This window comes from Pseudochelatococcus sp. (genome assembly GCF_050946405.1).
GTDB lineage: Bacteria > Pseudomonadota > Alphaproteobacteria > Rhizobiales > Beijerinckiaceae > Pseudochelatococcus.
Genome location: NZ_JBMNUS010000005.1, coordinates 177,929 through 195,636, shown reverse-complemented (window position 1 = coordinate 195,636; position 17,708 = coordinate 177,929). Strand labels below are relative to the sequence as shown.

Annotated in this window: 14 protein-coding genes; 11 read left to right on the top strand and 3 right to left on the bottom strand. The window is 69.4% G+C overall.

The window, feature by feature from the left end:
* Positions 1 to 379 precede the first annotated feature (379 nt).
* From ahpC to ACOYJQ_RS09905, 10 genes are all read left to right on the top strand, one after another.
* Positions 380 to 943, top strand: coding sequence for an alkyl hydroperoxide reductase subunit C (gene ahpC / locus ACOYJQ_RS09950; protein ID WP_433458079.1), 564 nt, complete (start codon positions 380 to 382; stop codon positions 941 to 943).
* A 267-nt stretch (positions 944 to 1,210) separates the two neighbouring features.
* The gene (ahpF, locus tag ACOYJQ_RS09945) at positions 1,211 to 2,788 is read left to right on the top strand and encodes an alkyl hydroperoxide reductase subunit F (RefSeq protein ID WP_433458078.1); all 1,578 of its coding nucleotides are present in this window, start codon (positions 1,211 to 1,213) and stop codon (positions 2,786 to 2,788) included.
* Positions 2,789 to 2,903: 115 nt separating this feature from the next.
* A complete protein-coding gene (locus ACOYJQ_RS09940) occupies positions 2,904 to 3,860 on the top strand; it encodes a LysR substrate-binding domain-containing protein (protein WP_433458076.1) in 957 nt (318 codons plus the stop codon).
* A 219-nt stretch (positions 3,861 to 4,079) separates the two neighbouring features.
* Entirely contained in the window at positions 4,080 to 4,388 is a 309-nt protein-coding gene (locus ACOYJQ_RS09935) for a DUF485 domain-containing protein (RefSeq protein ID WP_433458074.1), read from the top strand.
* Positions 4,385 to 6,109, top strand: coding sequence for a cation acetate symporter (locus ACOYJQ_RS09930; RefSeq protein WP_433458073.1), 1,725 nt, complete (start codon positions 4,385 to 4,387; stop codon positions 6,107 to 6,109). The genes ACOYJQ_RS09935 and ACOYJQ_RS09930 overlap by 4 nt, the downstream gene beginning before the upstream one ends.
* Before the next feature lie 118 nt (positions 6,110 to 6,227).
* Complete coding sequence (locus tag ACOYJQ_RS09925) at positions 6,228 to 7,613, top strand: DUF294 nucleotidyltransferase-like domain-containing protein (protein ID WP_433458072.1); 1,386 nt, start codon at positions 6,228 to 6,230, stop codon at positions 7,611 to 7,613.
* The gene (locus tag ACOYJQ_RS09920; RefSeq protein WP_433458070.1) at positions 7,610 to 7,819 is read left to right on the top strand and encodes a hypothetical protein; all 210 of its coding nucleotides are present in this window, start codon (positions 7,610 to 7,612) and stop codon (positions 7,817 to 7,819) included. The genes ACOYJQ_RS09925 and ACOYJQ_RS09920 overlap by 4 nt, the downstream gene beginning before the upstream one ends.
* Positions 7,816 to 10,485 (top strand): ATP-binding protein, encoded by a 2,670-nt coding sequence (locus ACOYJQ_RS09915; RefSeq protein ID WP_433458069.1) that lies wholly within the window; start codon positions 7,816 to 7,818, stop codon positions 10,483 to 10,485. The genes ACOYJQ_RS09920 and ACOYJQ_RS09915 overlap by 4 nt, the downstream gene beginning before the upstream one ends.
* Positions 10,482 to 10,847, top strand: coding sequence for a response regulator transcription factor (locus ACOYJQ_RS09910; protein ID WP_433458068.1), 366 nt, complete (start codon positions 10,482 to 10,484; stop codon positions 10,845 to 10,847). The genes ACOYJQ_RS09915 and ACOYJQ_RS09910 overlap by 4 nt, the downstream gene beginning before the upstream one ends.
* Positions 10,844 to 12,988: an exonuclease domain-containing protein gene (locus ACOYJQ_RS09905; protein WP_433458067.1), complete on the top strand. Its 2,145-nt coding sequence runs from the start codon at positions 10,844 to 10,846 to the stop codon at positions 12,986 to 12,988. Before ACOYJQ_RS09910 ends, ACOYJQ_RS09905 begins: the two co-directional genes overlap by 4 nt.
* Positions 12,989 to 12,996: 8 nt before the next feature.
* Here ACOYJQ_RS09905 and ACOYJQ_RS09900 read toward each other — a convergent pair whose 3' ends face one another.
* From ACOYJQ_RS09900 to ACOYJQ_RS09890, 3 genes are all read right to left on the bottom strand, one after another.
* A complete protein-coding gene (locus ACOYJQ_RS09900) occupies positions 12,997 to 14,583 on the bottom strand; it encodes an L-aspartate oxidase (protein WP_433458066.1) in 1,587 nt (528 codons plus the stop codon).
* Between the two features lie 13 nt (positions 14,584 to 14,596).
* Positions 14,597 to 15,646, bottom strand: a complete 1,050-nt coding sequence (nadA, locus tag ACOYJQ_RS09895) for a quinolinate synthase NadA (RefSeq protein WP_433458065.1) — start codon at positions 15,644 to 15,646, stop codon at positions 14,597 to 14,599.
* A 101-nt stretch (positions 15,647 to 15,747) separates the two neighbouring features.
* Positions 15,748 to 16,752: an NUDIX hydrolase gene (locus ACOYJQ_RS09890; RefSeq protein ID WP_433458064.1), complete on the bottom strand. Its 1,005-nt coding sequence runs from the start codon at positions 16,750 to 16,752 to the stop codon at positions 15,748 to 15,750.
* A 118-nt stretch (positions 16,753 to 16,870) separates the two neighbouring features.
* Here ACOYJQ_RS09890 and nadC point away from each other — a divergent pair, with 118 nt between their 5' ends.
* A complete protein-coding gene (gene nadC / locus ACOYJQ_RS09885; RefSeq protein WP_433458062.1) occupies positions 16,871 to 17,707 on the top strand; it encodes a carboxylating nicotinate-nucleotide diphosphorylase in 837 nt (278 codons plus the stop codon).
* The last annotated feature ends 1 nt before the right edge of the window (position 17,708 follow it).

Here is a 17,708-nt window from a genome sequence, read left to right as displayed (position 1 = left end):
GTGCGGCGCAACATCGCCGGCGGCCGCGCACCCCGCCATTCGGGTGAGGCAAACGGTCGCAGGATATGCCACGACCCTCATTCCCGCGCCGGCATATCGCCGCGCGGATCGTGACGAACGGTTGCCGTGTTTTCCTTATCTCGTTGATTCCAAAAAAGCATCCGGCGAATTTCCGTCCTGTTCCCGCATCCGGGCGCCGCCCGTCATAGCCGCGATCTATCATTATCGCCGGTATTATCTATTTCATCACTGGAAGCGCCCTGCCTATATTGCATCGCGAAGGCCGGCGGCATTGCAGCGCAATCACCTGCGCCCGTCGGGGATACGTTGCGCATTCCGGCCTCGCCATTTCTTGTAACCATCCGATCAAGGAGCCGTCATGTCTCTCGTCAACACCGCGATCAAGCCGTTCAAGGCGCAGGCGTATCAGCAGGGCAAGTTCATCGAGGTCAGCAATGAGGACCTGAAGGGCAAATGGGCCGTGTTCTTCTTCTACCCGGCCGATTTCACCTTCGTCTGTCCGACGGAGCTCGGCGATCTCGCCGATCATTACGGTGAGTTCCAGAAGCTCGGCGTGGAAATCTACGGCGTCTCCACCGACACGCACTTCACGCACAAGGCCTGGCACGACACTTCCGACACGATCGGCAAGGTCCAGTACGCCCTGCTCGGCGACCCGACCGCCACGCTGTCGCGCAACTTCGAGGTGCTGCGTGAGGATCAGGGCCTTGCCGATCGCGGCACCTTCCTCGTCGATCCCGACGGCGTCATCCAGTTCGTCGAAGTGACCGCCGAGGGCATCGGCCGCAACGCCGAAGAGCTGCTGCGCAAGATCAAGGCGGCCCAGTACGTCCGCGCGCATCCGGGCGAAGTCTGCCCCGCGAAGTGGGAAGAGGGCGAAGCCACGCTGGCGCCGTCGCTCGATCTCGTCGGCAAGATCTGAGTCCGCAAAGTCCGATTCGGCAAAGTCCGATTCAGCAAGAGTCGGCTCGGCAAGATCCGAGTTCGTTCGCGCCACGCCTTCTCCCGCATGCCGGGGGAAGGTTCCGGCGGCAAACCGGAGGCCGCCAGGGAACGGAGCGACGCCGCTCCATCCTTTTGTCGATGCATCGGGTTTTCGGAAAAAGTGCATGCACTTTCCGTCTCGATGCCATGGCGCGGCCTGCGGTTTGCCACCTCCCCCGTTTTTTCCTTTTCAGGAGGATGATCCATGCTGAACGATACCCTGAAAGCGCAGCTCAAGACCTATCTGGAACGGGTCGTGCGCCCCATTCACATCATCGCCTCGCTCGACGATAGCGCGAAATCGCGCGAGCTGCATGAGTTGCTCGGCGAAATCCGCGCCTTGTCCGACAAGATCGAGGTCAGCGAGCTGAAGGGCGACGGCGAGCGCGCGCCGTCCTTCGCCCTTGCCTCGCCCGGCCATGACATCAGCCTGCGTTTCGCCGGCCTGCCGATGGGCCACGAGTTCACCTCGCTGGTGCTGGCGCTGTTGCAGGTGGGCGGCTATCCGCCCAAGGTCGAGCAGGCGGTGATCGACGCGGTGAAGGCGCTCGACGGCGACTTCTCGTTCGAGACCTATTTCTCGCAGAGCTGCCAGAACTGCCCGGAGGTGGTGCAGGCGCTCAATCTGATGGCGGTGCTCAACCCGCGCATCCGGCATGTGGCCATCGACGGCGCGACGTTCCCCGCCGAGGTGGAGACGCGGCAGATCATGTCGGTGCCGACCGTCTACCTCAACGGCGAAGTGTTCGGCCAGGGCCGCATGGGCGTCGAGGAGATCGTGGCGAAGCTCGACACGGGCGCGGCCGCGCGCGAGGCCGAAAAGATCAACGCCAGGGCCGCCTTCGACGTGCTGGTCGTCGGCGGCGGGCCGGCGGGCGCGGCGGCGGCCGTCTATGCCGCGCGCAAGGGCATCCGCACCGGCGTCGTGGCCGAGCGCTTCGGCGGGCAGGTGCTCGATACGATGGCGATCGAGAATTTCATCTCGATTCCCCACACCGAAGGCCCCAAGGTCGCGGCCGCGCTGGAGCAGCACGTGCGCGCCTACGAGGTCGACATCATGAACCTGCAAAAGGCGCAGACGCTGGCGACGCGGGACGGCCTCGTCGAGATCGGGCTCGCGGGGGGAGCGCGGCTTCGCGCGAAGACCGTGATCCTCGCGACCGGCGCGCGCTGGCGGCAGATGAACGTGCCGGGCGAGGACGCCTATCGCAACAAGGGCGTGGCCTATTGCCCGCATTGCGACGGCCCGCTGTTCAAGGGCAAGCGCGTCGCGGTGATCGGCGGCGGCAATTCCGGCGTCGAGGCGGCGATCGATCTCGCCGGCATCGTCAGCCACGTCACCCTGATCGAGTTCGACAAGGCGTTGCGCGCGGACGAGGTGTTGCAGCGCAAGCTGCGCAGCCTGAAGAACGTCGACATCATCACCTCCGCCCGCACCACGGAAGTGACGGGCGACGGGCAGAAGGTCAACGGGCTGGTCTACGAGGACCGCCGCAGCGGCGACGCCCACGCGCTGGCGCTGGAGGGCGTGTTCGTGCAGATCGGCCTGCTGCCCAATACCGAATGGCTGAAGGGCGCGGTGGCGCTGTCGCCGCGCGGCGAGATCATCGTCGACGCTCACGGGCAGACGTCGGTGCCGGGCGTGTTCGCCGCCGGCGACTGCACGACCGTGCCCTACAAGCAGATCGTCATCGCGCTGGGCGAAGGCGCGAAGGCGTCTCTGTCGGCCTTCGACCACCTCATCCGCTCCGCGCCCGCGGATGCCGAAACCAGGGCGGCGTAGGCCGCCGCATCCGGCGCGTTCCCGCAAGTCGCAGCGACGCGGGAACGCGCCGTTTCCCCGTTCCGGCGCGATCCCGGCCCCATCGGAATCGCCCCTGCCCCGGCGAAGCTTCCGCATGAACGTCCGTGAACTGCAATATCTCGTCGCCCTTGCCGACCACCGCAATTTCGGCCGCGCGGCCGAGGTGTGCCTCGTCAGCCAGCCGACGCTCTCCACCCAGATCCGCAAGCTGGAGGAGGAGCTGGGCGTGGCGCTGGTGGAGCGCGCGCCGCGCAACGTGATGCTGACGCCTGCCGGCGTCGACATCGTGGAGCGCGCGCGCCGCGCGCTCCACGAGATCGAGCAGATCAGGGAGGTGGCGCGGCGGCGCAGCGGAAGCGGCGCCGCCGCCGTGCGGCTCGGCGTGTTCCCGACGCTCGGCCCCTATCTGCTGCCGCATGCGGTGCCGCGCATCGCCGCGCGCTTCCCGCGCGTCGAGCTGCTGCTGGTCGAGGAAAAGAGCGACCTGCTGCTGGCCCAGCTCGACGAGGGCAAGCTCGATGCCGCCGTGCTCGCCTTCCCGGTGCAGAACGCGCAGCTCGACTGCGATATCCTCTTCGACGAGCCCTTCCTGCTCGCCGTGCCGGGCGATCATCCGCTGGCGCGACGCGGCGCGCTGAAAACATCCGAGCTGTCGCAGCACAACCTGATGCTGCTGGAAGACGGCCATTGCCTGCGCGAGCACGCGCTCGAAGTCTGCCGCCTGTCGGGCGGCGGGGAGCAGGCGAGCTTTCGCGCCACGAGCCTGGAGACGCTGCGCCAGATGGTGATGGCCGGCTCCGGCCTGACGCTGCTGCCGCAACTCGCCGCACAAAGCCCCTATCCCCACGCCGACCGCATCCGCCTGCTGCGCTTCGCCGATTCCACGCCGGGGCGCCGCATCGCGATGTTCTGGCGCAAAAGCTCCGCTCTCGGCGGGCTGCTGCGGGACATCGCCGCCGTCATCCGCGAGACGGCGGAGGATTTGCTGGCGGAAGACGGTGCGGACGCAAGGACCGGCGCCCTGCGGGCGAAGGGCGCGGCGGTCGCGTGATGGTTGCGTCTAAAACTAGAGTATAAGTTGCCTTCCCTCCCGGCTTGAAGGATACCTCGTTTAACGGTCGATCAGAATTATTCGCAATCGACTGAACCGCTGATCCAAAGATTGCGCGCGGGAACGCATCCCGCCGCGCGAAACAAAAACAAGGCGGACAACACCGAAGCGCGCGCGGATCGTTCCTGACCCGCGTGAGTGACGAGGAGGAACACCGAGATGGAAACGTCATTGGCCGAGCGCATTGCGGCCGATCCCAATTATCAGACCCTTATAACGACACGATCGCGATTTGGCTGGTCGCTCACCATCGCCATGCTGATCGTGTACTACGGCTTCATCCTGCTGATCGCCTTCGGCAAGAACCTGCTGGCAATCCCGCTCGGCTCCGGCGTCACCACGCTCGGCATTCCGATCGGCTTCGGCGTCATCGTCTTCACCATCGTGGTCACCGCGATCTACGTGCGGCGGGCCAATAGTGAATTCGACACGCTTTCCGAAAAGGTGAGGCAGGAGGCGCTGAAATGAGCGGCATTGCAAACAATCTTCTCAGAATTCTGGGTGCGGCCGTGCTTGTCGGCCTGCCCGCGGCCGCGCTCGCCGCGCCCGATCTCGGCACCGCCGAGCGGCAGCCGACCAACTGGACGGCGATCATCATGTTCGCCGTCTTCGTGATCGGCACGCTGTTCATCACCAAGTGGGCGGCCTCCAAGACCAAGTCGGCGGCGGATTTCTACACCGCCGGCGGCGGCATCACCGGCTTCCAGAACGGCCTCGCCATCGCCGGCGACTACATGTCGGCGGCCTCCTTTCTCGGCATCTCCGCCGCGGTCATGGCCTCGGGCTATGACGGCCTCATCTACTCGATCGGCTTTCTCGTCGGCTGGCCGGTCATCACCTTCCTGATGGCGGAGCGGCTGCGCAATCTCGGCAAGTTCACCTTCGCCGACGTGGCGGCGTTCCGCTTCGCCCAGACGCCGGTGCGCGTCTTCGCGGCGTCGGGCACGCTCGTTGTCGTGGCGTTCTATCTCATCGCGCAGATGGTGGGCGCCGGCCAGCTCATCAAGCTGCTGTTCGGCCTCGAATACTGGATCGCCGTGGTCATCGTCGGCGCGCTGATGATGATCTACGTGCTGTTCGGCGGCATGACGGCCACGACCTGGGTGCAGATCATCAAGGCGTGCCTGCTGCTCGGCGGGGCGAGCTTCATCGCCTTCATGGTGCTGTGGAACTACGGCTTCAGCCCCGAGCGCCTGTTCGCGGCCGCCGTCGACGTGAAGAGGCAGATCGCCGCCGACGCCGGCGCCACGCCCGAGGCCGCGCAGGCCAAGGGGCTCGCCATCATGGCGCCGGGCACCTTCATCACCGATCCGATCTCGGCCATCTCGTTCGGCATCGCGCTGATGTTCGGCACGGCCGGCCTGCCGCACATCCTGATGCGCTTCTTCACCGTGCCCAGCGCCAAGGAAGCGCGCAAGTCGGTGATGTGGGCGACGGGCTGGATCGGCTATTTCTACCTGCTCACCTTCATCATCGGCTTCGGCGCCATCACCTTCGTGCTGACCAACCCGGCCTTCCTCGAGTCGAGCGGCACGCTGGTGGGCGGCAACAACATGGCGGCGGTGCATCTGGCGCAGGCCGTGGGCGGCAACATCTTCCTCGGCTTCATCTCGGCGGTGGCCTTCGCCACCATCCTCGCCGTGGTGGCGGGGCTGACGCTGTCGGGCGCTTCCGCCGTGTCGCACGACCTCTATTCCACCGTGTTCAAGGGCGGCAAGGCCGACAGCGCGGCGGAACTGCGCGTCTCGCGCGTCACCACGATCGCGCTCGGCGTGCTGGCGGTGGTGCTCGGCATCGCCTTCGAGAAGCAGAACATCGCCTTCATGGTGTCGCTCGCCTTCGCGATCGCCGCCTCGGCGAACTTCCCCGTGCTGTTCCTCTCGATCCTGTGGAAGGATTGCACGACGCGCGGCGCCGTCATCGGCGGCTTCCTGGGCCTCATCTCGTCCGTGGTGCTCACGGCGCTCTCGCCCTCCGTCTGGGAAGCGACGCTCGGCAATCCCGCCGGCTCCGCGCCGTTCCCCTATACTTCGCCGGCGCTGTTCTCGATGACGATCGGCTTCGTCGGTATCTGGCTGTTCTCCGTGCTCGACAAGAGCGAGCGCGCGCGGATCGACCGCGCCGGCTTCCTGGCGCAGCAGGTCCGCTCGGAGACGGGCATTGGCGCAGCCAAGGCCTCCTCGCACTGACACTCCCTCCCTCCCGCCGGAGACCGATCCGGCGGGAGGGACCGCTGCACGCGACGACGCCGGTGCGCCCTCGGGGCGCGCCGGTTTCACGCGTGAACGGCGGGAGGAAGTGTCGCTGATGACGGCGCGGGTGGGGGACGCCCATATCCGCGAGCCGCTGGTGGTGGACGGCGGCACCGATCTCGTCAGCCTCTGCCGCGTGATGTCCGAACGCGGGCTGGGCGATGCGCTGGTGCGCGACGGGGAGCGCATCGGCATCTTCACCACCACCAACCTGCGCGACGCGCTGCTGCGGCCGGAACCGCCCGCGACGCTTCCGGTCCGTGAAGTCTCGACGTTCGGGACGATTTCCGTCTCCGTGGACGACGAACTCTACCGGGCGCTGATCCTGATGCTGCGCCATCGCATCCACCGCGTCGTCGTGACGGACGGCGGGCAGGTGGCGGGGCTTCTCAGCCAATACGACCTGATGGCGTTCATCGCCGGCCATTCGCAGCTCACGGCGCTTCAGGTGGCGCAGGCGCCGGACATCGAGGCCCTGCAAGCCGCCGCCGGCCGGGTCGACAGCCTGATCGCCGTCCTGCACGGCGACGGTGTGCGCGTGGAAGTGATCGCGCGGCTCGTCGGCGCGCTGAACCGCCAGATCTTCGACCGGCTGTGGCAATTGCTGGCGCCGGAAGACCTGCGCGCCAACTCCTGCCTCATCGTCATGGGCAGCGAGGGGCGCAGCGAGCAGATCGTCAAGACCGATCAGGACAACGCCCTGCTATTACGCGACGGCTTCTCGCATCCCGATCTCGAAGCGGTGACGGAAGCCTTCACCGCCGCGCTCATCGCCATGGGCTACCCGCCCTGCCCCGGCGGCATCATGCTGAGCCGCCCGCTCTGGCGTCAGCCGCTCGCGGCGTTCCGCGAGACCATCGGACGCTGGATTCACGGCGGCGACCCGGAGGGGCCGATGAACCTCGCCATCTTCCTCGACGCGGCGGCCGTCGCCGGCGACCGCGAGTTGCTGGCGCAGGCGCAGGCGCATGTCCGGCGGATTCTGACGGACGACGACGGCTACCATGCCCGTTTCGCGGCGGCCATCGAACAGTTCGGCAGCGAAGGCTGGTGGTCGCGGCTGCCGGGCCTTTCCGGCCGCGCCGCGGCGCAGATCGACCTGAAGAAGCGCGGCCTGTTCCCGGTGGTGCATGGCGTCCGCGCCCTGGCGCTGCAATACGGGGTGAACGAGACGACGACCGTCGCGCGGCTCGCCGCGCTGGAGGCGGAGGGCCATATCGACGCGCCGCTGGCGCGCGACCTCACCGACGCGCTGCACTTCCTGATGGGGCTGAAGCTTGCCAGCAACCTGCGGCAGATGGCGGCCGGACGCGCGCCGGACACGATGGCGAGGCTTGCGGAACTCGGCACGCTGGAACGGCAGGCGCTGAAGGATTCGCTCGCCATCGTGCGCCACTTCCGCCAGTGGCTGGCGCGGCACTACAGGCTGGACCTGCTATGAGGGGCGCTCCACCGGGCGCACGGCGATCGCTCGGCCTCTGGGCCGTCGCCGTGCTGCTGCTCAACTTTCCGGTGATCCTGATCTGGGATCGCGACGTCACCGTCGGCGGGCTGCCGCTGCTGCCGGTCGCCCTGTTCGCCATCTGGGCGCTGCTGATCGTGTGCCTCGCCCTCTCCGCCGAAGCGCGCCGGGGCAACCGCCGATGATGTCAGCCCCGCTCATTCTCGGCGTCTCCTTCGGCTACCTGCTGCTGCTGTTCGCCGTCGCCGCCTTCGCCGACCGCCGCGCGGCGGCGGGGCGCTCGGTGATCGACAACGCGCCCGTCTACGCCCTGTCGCTCGGCGTCTACTGCACGGCCTGGACCTATTTCGGCAGCGTGGGGCAAGCGGCGTCGGCGGGCGTGTGGTTCCTGCCCACCTATCTGGGGCCGATGCTCGCCATGCTGCTGGCGGGCGTCGTCATCCTGCGCATGGTGCGCATCGCCCGCACATACCGCATCACCTCCATCGCCGATTTCATCGCCAGCCGCTACGGCAAGAGCCCGCTGCTCGCGGCGCTGGTGACGCTGATCACCGTCGTCGGCATCGTGCCCTACATCGCCCTGCAACTTGAGGCGATATCGACGGGCTACATGTTGATGACGGGAGCCGCGACCGGGCATGCCTCCGCCGTGTGGTGGCAGGATACCACGCTGTATGTGGCGCTGGCGCTCGCGGCCTTCACCATCGTGTTCGGCACGCGCCATCTCGACAGCGCGGAGCGGCACGAGGGCATGGTGGCGGCCATCGCCTTCGAATCGCTGGTGAAGCTTGCGGCCTTTCTCGCGGTGGGTTTCTTCGTCACCTGGGGCGTGTTCGCCGGCCCCGCCGACATCTGGGCGCAGGCTGCGGCGCTGCCGCAGTTGCAGGCGCTGGGGCGGCTCGGCGACGGCACCGGCGCGGGCGGCTTCGCCCATGCGCAATGGTTCGCGCTGGTGCTGCTGGCGATGATGTCGGTGCTGCTGCTGCCGCGCCAGTTCCAGATGATGGTGGTGGAATGCGTCGACGAGCGCCATCTGCGGCGCGCTGCCTGGGTGTTTCCGGCCTATCTGTTTCTCATCAACATCTTCGTGCTGCCCATCGCCATCGGCGGCGAGGTCTATTTCGGCCCCGGCGAGATGGACCCCGAAACGTTCGTGCTGATGCTGCCGGTGGCGGAGGGCGCGCGGCTGCTGGCGGTGCTGGTCTACATCGGCGGGTTTTCCGCCGCCACCGGCATGCTGATCGTCGAGACGATCGCCGTCTCCACCATGATCTGCAACGATTTCGTCATGCCCGCCCTGTTCCGCTGGCTCGGGCTGCGGCGGGCCGGCAATCTCACCGGGCTGCTGCTCAACATCCGCCGGGTGGCGATCGTCGGCATCCTGCTGCTCGGCTATTGCTATTTCCGCATCGCGGGAGAAACCTACGCGCTGGTGAGCATCGGCCTCATCAGCTTCGCCGCCGTGGCGCAGTTCGCGCCGGCGCTGTTCGGCGGCCTTTTCTGGAAGGGCGGCACGCGGGCGGGAGCGCTCGCGGGCCTTGCCGGCGGCTTCCTGCTGTGGGCCTATACGCTGATGCTGCCCTCCGTCGCCCGCTCCGGCTGGTTCGCGGCGGATTTCGTCACGCACGGCCCCTTCGGCATCGGGCTTCTGGCGCCGGAGCGACTCTTCGGCCTCGCGGGGCTCGACAACCTCACCCACGCGCTGTTCTGGAGCCTCACGGTCAATGCCGGCCTCTATGTGGGCCTGTCGCTGTGGCGCGCGCCCTCGGTGCGGGAGGCGAGCCAGGCGCTGCTGTTCGTCGACATCATGAAACGCGGCGGCGACGGCGGCGAGGCGCCGGTGTTCTGGCGCGGCCGGGCGCGGATCGCCGATCTTCAGGCGCTCACGATCCGGGTGCTGGGGGAGGAGCGCGGCCGACTGCTGTTCGCCGGCGCGCGGGAGGATGCCGCCGCGAGCCCGCTGGCCGACGCGCGCCTCGTGGACCGGGTGGAGCGCCAGCTCGCCGGCGCGGTGGGCTCGGCCTCGGCGCGGGTGATGGTGGCGTCCGTGGTGGAGGAGGAGGCGCTCGACCTCGACGACATGATCGCCATTCTGGACGAGGCGACGGAACTGCGCGCCGCCAACGAGAAACTGAGAAGCCTCGACCAGATGAAGGACGACTTCATTTCCTCCGTCAGCCACGAGCTGCGCACGCCGCTGACCTCGATCCGGGCGCTCAGCGAACTGATGCGCGACACGCCGGACATGGACGAGGCGCAGCGCGCCGAGTTCCTGCGCATCGTGGTGGCGGAGAGCGAGCGGCTCGGCCGGCTGGTGAATCAGGTGCTCGACATGGCGAAGATCGAGTCGGGACAGGCCGAATGGCACAACAGCGACGTCGATCTTCGCGCGCTGATCCTTGCCGCCATCGCCGGCATGGCGGCGGTGTTCGCCGCGCGCGGCACCGAGGTGGCGACGGACCTGCCCGCCGAAGCGCCGCTGATCCGCGCCGACCCGGACCGGCTGACGCAGGTGCTGCTGAACCTGCTGTCGAACGCGGCGAAATTCGTGCCCGAAGACGGCGGGCGGATCGTCGTGTCGCTCGCGGTCACGGGCGCGGCGCTGGAGGTGCGCGTGCGCGACAACGGCCCCGGCGTGCCGCCGGCCGATCAGCCTTACGTGTTCGAGCGGTTCCGCCAGGGCGGCGATGCCCTGACGCGGCCGGCCGGCACGGGACTCGGGCTTCCTATCAGCCGGCGGATCGTCAATCATCTGGGGGGCGACATGTGGCTCGAATCGAAGCCGGGCGAAGGCGCCTGCTTCGGCTTCCGGCTGCCGCTGGCGCCCGGTCCGGGGAGGGAAAAACAATGAGCGCGACCATTCTCATCGCCGACGACGAGCCGAACATCGTCATATCGCTGGAGTTCATGATGAAGCGCGAGGGACATCGGGTACTGGTGGCGCGCGACGGTGCCGAGGCGCTGGCGGCCATCCGCGACGCGCGCCCGGCGCTCGTGCTGCTCGACGCCACCATGCCGGAGCTGTCCGGCTTCGACGTGTGCGAGGCCGTGCGGGCCGATCCCGCCATCGCCGGCACGCGCATCCTCATGCTCACCGCCAAGGGCCGCGAGACCGACATGGCGCGCGGCCTCGGCGCGGGGGCCGACGCCTATGTCACCAAGCCCTTTTCCACCCGCGAGCTCGTGGAGAAGGTGCGGGAGATGCTGGCGTGAGGCGCGGGCACCTCCTCTGGCTCGCGCTGCTCGCTCCCTCCCTGCTGCTCGCGGCATGGGCGGCGGTCGCGCTGCTGCTGCTGTTCGCCGGGGCCGGGGCGGCGGAGCAATCGACGCTGCGCGGCGCGCTTTCCGGGCAGGGAGCGGTGCTCGTGGTCTGGTGGCTCGCGGCGGCGTTAGCGGCGGGTTTTGGCCTGCATCGCCTTTACACGGTTTATGTCGCCGGCCCTGCCCGGCTCGCCGATGCCGTCCGCGTGCTGGCCGACGATCCGCTCGCGCCCGATATCCCGCCGCCGCGGGAGGGCGCGCTGGCGGAGCTGGTCGCCGCCGTCAATGCGCTCGCCGCCCGCCACCGGGCGCTGCGCCGCGACATGGACGAGCGCATCGCCGCCGCCAGCGAGGCCGTCGCCTACCAGCGAGACCAGCTCGCGGCGCTGATGGCGGAGCTTGAACAGGGCGTCATCGTCTGCAATCTCGACGGCCGCATCCTCCTTTATAATATGCAGAGCAACCGGTTGTTCGCGCGATACGGCGCGGGCGGGCCGATGGTCGGCCTCAACCGGCCCATCGATCTGCTGTTCGATCCGGCGCTCATCGCCCATGCGCGCGAGGTGCTCGAACGGCGGGCGGCGGACGGCGCGCCCGCCCGCTTCGTCACGGCGCTGCCCGACGGCCATCTGCTGCGGGTGAACATGGCGGGCGTGCGCCCGGCGGGCGGCGAAGCCGCGACACTGACCGGCTTCGTGCTGCTGATCGACGACATCACCGAGGACCACCGCATCCATGCAAGCCGCGATGCCCGGCTGCTGGCGCTCACCGAGGCGAGCCGCGCCTCGCTCGCCGCCATGCAGGCGGCGCTGGACGTGATGGACTACCCCGACCTCGCCGATGACGAGCGCGCGCGCTTCCACGCCATTGTGCGCGACGAGGTGGCGGCCATGAGCAGCCGGCTGGAGCGGCTCGCGGCCGATACGTCGCAGGACATGAAGGGCCGCTGGCCGCTTCAGGACATGCTCGGCGCCGACCTGCTGGCCGCCGCCGCCCGGCGGATCGCCGCGACATCGGGCCTTGCGGTGGAAACCGACCCGGAGCCGGGCTTGTGGCTCGGCGTCGACAGTTTCGCCGTCATCAGCGCGCTGGCCTCCCTCGCCGCCCGGCTCGGCAAGGGCGACGGCAAGGGCGACGGCGACGGCGCGAGCGCCCCCGTGCTGCGGCTGCGCCGCGCCGGGGCACAAGCCGACGAAGACGCGCCCGGTCGCGCGCATCTCGATCTCGCATGGCGGGGCGAAGGGGCCGAACCCGCGCCCGGCTGGCAGACCGATCCCATCGAGACGGGCGGCGAGCGCCTGCCGATGTCGGTGCGCGACATCGCCGAGCGCCACGGCGGCGAGGTATGGTTCGGCCGTGAGGGCATGGAGCGTTTCGTGCGTTTCCTGCTGCCGCTCGCGGCCGGCGCGCCGCCGGCGCCCGTCCCGGCGGGCAGCCGGCCGGTCTATTACGACTTCGACCTCTTCACCGCCGCGAGCGGCGGCGCGCTCGACGAGCGGCCGCTCGCCGACATCGGCTATACCGTGTTCGACACCGAAACCACCGGGCTCGACCCGGCCGGCGGCGACGAGATCATCCAGATCGGCGCGACACGGATCGTCAACGGCCGGCTGCTGGCCGGCGAGTGCTTCGACCGGTTCGTCGATCCCGGCCGCCCCATCCCGGAAGCCTCGATCCCGATCCACGGCATCCGCGACGACATGGTGCGCGGCATGCCGCCGATCGCGGCGGTGCTGCCGGTCTTTCACGCCTTCGCCGCCGACACGGTGCTCGTCGGCCACAACGTCGCCTTCGACATGCGCTTCCTGCAAATGAAGGAGGCGGCGACGGGCGTGCGCTTCGATCAGCCTGTGCTCGACACGCTGCTGCTGTCCTCCATCGTGCATCCGCACGAGACGGCGCACGGTCTGGAGGCGACGGCGGCCCGGCTCGGCGTCACCCTCGCCGCCCGCCACTCCGCGCTCGGCGACGCCATGACGACCGCCGCCATCTTCCTCAAGCTGCTGCCGCTGCTGGCGGGCAAGGGCATCACCACGCTGGGCCAGGCGCGCGCCGCATCGGCGGGCTCGGTCTATGCGCGCCTGAAGTATTGAGACAGCCCTTACGCCACGCAGGACGGCGCGGCGTCCCGCGCCGCATCGGCAAAAGGCGGCGGCGCGGCGTCCTGCATTGCATCCGCGAGGCGCAGCATGGCGGCGAGCGTGGTTTCGCTGTGCCGGGCGAGCGCCGCGGCGGCGGGAAAATCGGTGCGGCAATGCCCGCCCCGGCTTTCCCGGCGCTGAAGCGCGGCGGTGGCGACCGTCAGCGCGACCAGCGCCCGGTCGTCGTCCGTATCCGCGAACAGCCGATGCAGATGCCCGACGGCGCGGGAAAGCCCCGCGAACCCGCGCACGACGCCGACATCGGCATCCATCCGCGCGCGGATACCGTCCGCCGCCCTCATCCCGCCGGCCATCGGGCGCGGCTGCCCGTCGGCATCGGGAGCGCCGCGCACGGCGACCTGATTGCAAGCGGCAACTTGTCCGCGAATATCGTCGGCGATCCATGCGGCGAAGGCGAGCGCCTCCAGCAGCGAGTTGCTGGCGAGCCGGTTGGCGCCGTGCAGGCCGGTGCAGGCCGCCTCGCCGCAGGCCCACAGCCCGGCGACGGAGCTGCGGCCGGCGGCATTCACCGCGATGCCGCCCATATGATAATGCGCCGCCGGGCGCACCGGGATCGGCCGGCGCGCGGGATCGAGCCCATGGGCGCGGCAGAGCGCCACGACGCCGGGGAAGCGGCGTTCCAGCCCGTCGATCCGGGCGTCGAGAAACACCCCCCGCCCCGCCGCGATCTCGCCGAAGATGGCGCGCGCCACCACGTCGCGCGGCGCAAGCTCCCCGCCCGGCACGGCCGCCATGAAGCGCTCGCCGCGCCCGTTCAGCAGGATCGCGCCCTCGCCGCGCAGGGCCTCCGTCGCCAGCGGCATGGGGTCCGCGCCGGCGGCGGCGATGGCGGTGGGATGGAACTGCACGAATTCCATGTCGCGCAGCACCGCGCCGGCGCGCGCCGCGAGCGCCAGCCCGGAGCCCGTCGCGCCGGCCGGGTTGGTGGTGGCGCCATAGAGCGCGCCGAGCCCGCCGGTGGCGAGCACCACGGCGCGCGCCGGCAGCGCCAGCGTCTCGCCGGAAGGCGCGACGGCGCGCAGCCCGATGACGCCGCCGCCCGCATCGCGCAACAGCGCCGCGGCGCGCAGATCCTCGACGATGGCGACGTGGGCGGCGGCGCGCGCGGCGCGGATCAACGTCTCCAGCACGGCAAGGCCGGTCTTGTCGCCGCCGGCGTGAGCGATGCGCCGCCGGCAATGGGCGGCCTCCAGCCCCAGCGCCAGCCGGCCGTCCGCCTCGCGATCGAACGGGGCGGCAAGATCGACGAGCCAGCCGACAGCCCCGCCCGCCGCCTCCGCCACGCGCCGGGCAACGGCGGGATCGGACAGGCCGGCACCGGCCTGGAGCGTGTCGGCGGCGTGGAGCGCCGGTTCGTCGTCGTCGCCCAGGGCCGCGGCGATGCCGCCCTGCGCCAGCGCCGTCGCCGCGCCCTGCCCGAGCGGGCGGCCCGTTATCAGCGTCACCGGCAGGGGCGCGAGGCGCAGCGCCGTGGCAAGCCCGGCGACGCCCGCGCCGACGACGATCACGCGGTCGGTGTCATGCATGATCCGCGCCCTTTCAGCGAATCGCGAGCATGCGCTCGACGGCGGCGCGGGCGCGCCCGGCGACGCGCGGGTCGATCTCGACCGCGCCGCTCATGGTCTCGAGCGCCTCGCGGATCTTCGGCAAGGTGATGCGCCGCATATGCGGGCAGAGGTTGCAGGGGCGCACGAATTCCACCTCGGGATGCTGCACCGATACGTTGTCGGCCATCGAGCATTCGGTGATCAGCACCACGCGGCCGGGCCTGTTGTCGCCGACATAATCCGCCATGGCGGCGGTGGAGCCGGCGAAATCGGCCTCCGCCACCACCTCGGGCGGGCATTCCGGGTGGGCGAGCACCACGAGGCCGGGATGGATGTCGCGCAGGTCGCGGATATCCTGCGGCGTGAAGCGCTCATGCACCTCGCAATGGCCCTTCCATGCGATCAGCTCGATCTCCGGCACCTCCTTCTGCACGTTCTGCGCCAGATACTCGTCGGGCAACATCAGGATGCGGTCGACGCCCCGCTCCCGCGCGACATGGCGCACCACCTTCGCCGCATTGCCGGACGTGCAGCAATAATCGCTTTCCGCCTTCACCTCGGCGGAGGTGTTGACATAGGTGACGACCGGCACGCCCGGATAACGGCTGCGCAGCAGGCGGATGTCAGCGCCGGTGATGGACGAGGCGAGCGAACAGCCGGCTTCCGCGTCCGGCATCAGCACGGTCTTGGCGGGATTGAGCAGCTTCGCCGTCTCGGCCATGAAATGCACGCCGGCGAGCACGATGACGTCGGCATCGACGTTCACCGCCTCGCGGGCGAGCGCCAGACTGTCCCCGACGATATCCGCCACGGTGTTGAAGATCTCCGGCGCCTGATAATTGTGGCCGAGCACGACGGCGTTGCGCTCCCTCTTCAGCCGCTCGATGGCCGCGACCTCCCGCGCCACAGCCGGCCATTCGGCGGGCAGCAGATGCCTGGACACGCGCGCATAGAGATGCGGCAGCGGAAACCCTTCCTCCGCCTGCGGCGGAAAGGGAGCGGGGACGTTCTCCTCACGGGGTGCGAATTGTGCGTCGAGCATCGCATCTTCCTTGTGCTCAAATTGAGCATAACAGGGGTAAAAGAAACACCGGGCTGAAGTGCCCGGCACCCTGTTATGCTAAAACTGAGCATAAGGCGCTGTCAACGGAGTGTCATAAATTTTCCGGCGACGGGCAGGCGCACGCCGGGGGCGGGCCGTTCCAGCAGCACCTCGCGGCGAAAGCGCACGAGGCGCGCCGGGCGGCCGCCGGTTTCGGCCGTGGTTTCGCCGGTTTCCTCGACAAGCCGTTGCTGCTCCACCAAGCGGCGAAAGTTCTGCTTGTGCAGCCGCACGCCGGCGAGCGCCTCGACGGTGCGCTGGAGCTGGAGCAGGGTGAAATGCGGCGGCATCAGTTCGAACACCACGGGCCGATACTTGATCTTGCCGCGCAGCCGGGCGATGGCGAGCGCCAGCATGCGCCGGTGGTCGACCGCCATCTCCACACCGCCCGGCAGCGGCACGGCACCCGCGCCGCGATCGCGCGCGGCTTCCGCCACCAGCCCGGCCTCGTAGAGAAGTTCGTAGCGTTCGAGCGCCCGCTCCTCGTCCCAGACGGCCCGCTCGCCGAGACCGAAAGCGAGCGACAGCCGCTCCTCGCGCACACCGGCGAGGCGGGCGTCGGCCGCCGCCCAGCCTTGCAGCGCCGGTTGCAGCGCGTCCAGAACGGCCGGACGCCCCCCGCGCCAGTCTTCCCAGGGAAAATACCTGTACCAGCTTTTCCACGCCGCATCCGCATCGCCCGCCGGCCGCGCCTCGCGCACCAGCGCGAGATAGGCGACGGACAGCGCGCGCGTCGTTCCCTCGCCGTCCGCCTCGCTGCGATCGCGGTCGCCGAACGTGTAGAGCTGCTCGACATGGCCGAGATTTTGCAGCGTCTGGCGTTCCACCCAGTTGCGCAAGCCCGTCTCCAGCGTGCGGTGGCCGCGTTCCAGCGGGCCGGAGGGCAGCGCCTCGCGCCCGCCGCCGTGGCGCACGACCAGCACCTTGGGATCGTCGCCCGTCACCGCGACGATGACGGCGCTGAGCCCGATGGCGAAATGGCTGTCCTGCCTGGCCGGCTGGCGCGCCTCATGCGCGGCGAGGAAACGCGATGGAGAGGTGGGCATGGCATTCCGTGCAAGGAGGCGTGACCGATGGGGCGCACTCTAGCACGTTCGCCTGTAGAAAAGAGGCTCGGGGTGGTGGTAAACACCCGGCGCGCTGTTTCTAACCGGGTGATGCATCATGTACGACAGGTTTCTCGTTCTGCCCCTCATCGACCGATGGCTGGCGGAGGACATCGGCCACGGCGACCTGACCGTCGAACTCATGATCGATCCGCGCGCGGTCGCGACCTTCCGCATGAACGCGCGCGAGCCGCTCACCGTGTCCGGCATCGCGATCGCGGCGACCGTGTTCACGCGCTACGATTCCGCCTGCGCGGTTGATCTGCTTGTCAATGACGGCGACAGGGTGGAGGCGGCGGCGACGCTCGCCGTGGTGTCGGGGCCGGCGCGCTCGCTGCTGACGGCGGAGCGCACGGCGCTCAACATCGTCCAGCGCCTGTCGGGCATTGCGACCGAAACGGCGCGTTACGTCGCCGCCATCGCCCACACGCCCGCGCGGCTGCTCGACACCCGCAAGACGACGCCGGGCCTGCGGATGCTGGAGAAGCACGCCGCAAGTTGCGGCGGGGCGCTCAACCACCGGCTCGGCCTCGACAGCGGCATCATGCTGAAGGACAATCACATCGCCGTCTGCGGCGGCATCGCGGCGGCGGTGCGCCGCGCCCGCGCGCATGCGCCGGCGCTGACCCGGATCGAGGTCGAATGCGACAGGCTCGATCAGGTGAAGGAGGCGCTCGACGCCGGGGCGGACGTCATCATGCTCGACAACATGAGCCTGCCCGACATGGCGGCGGCCGTGCGTACCTGCGCCGGGCGGGCGAAGCTGGAAGCCTCCGGCGGCATCCGCCTCGACACCATCGCGGCGGTAGCGGAAACCGGCGTCGACTACATCTCCACCAGCCGCCCGTTCCAGTCCGCCCCCGCCGTCGACATCGGCCTCGACGCGGCGGGTTGAA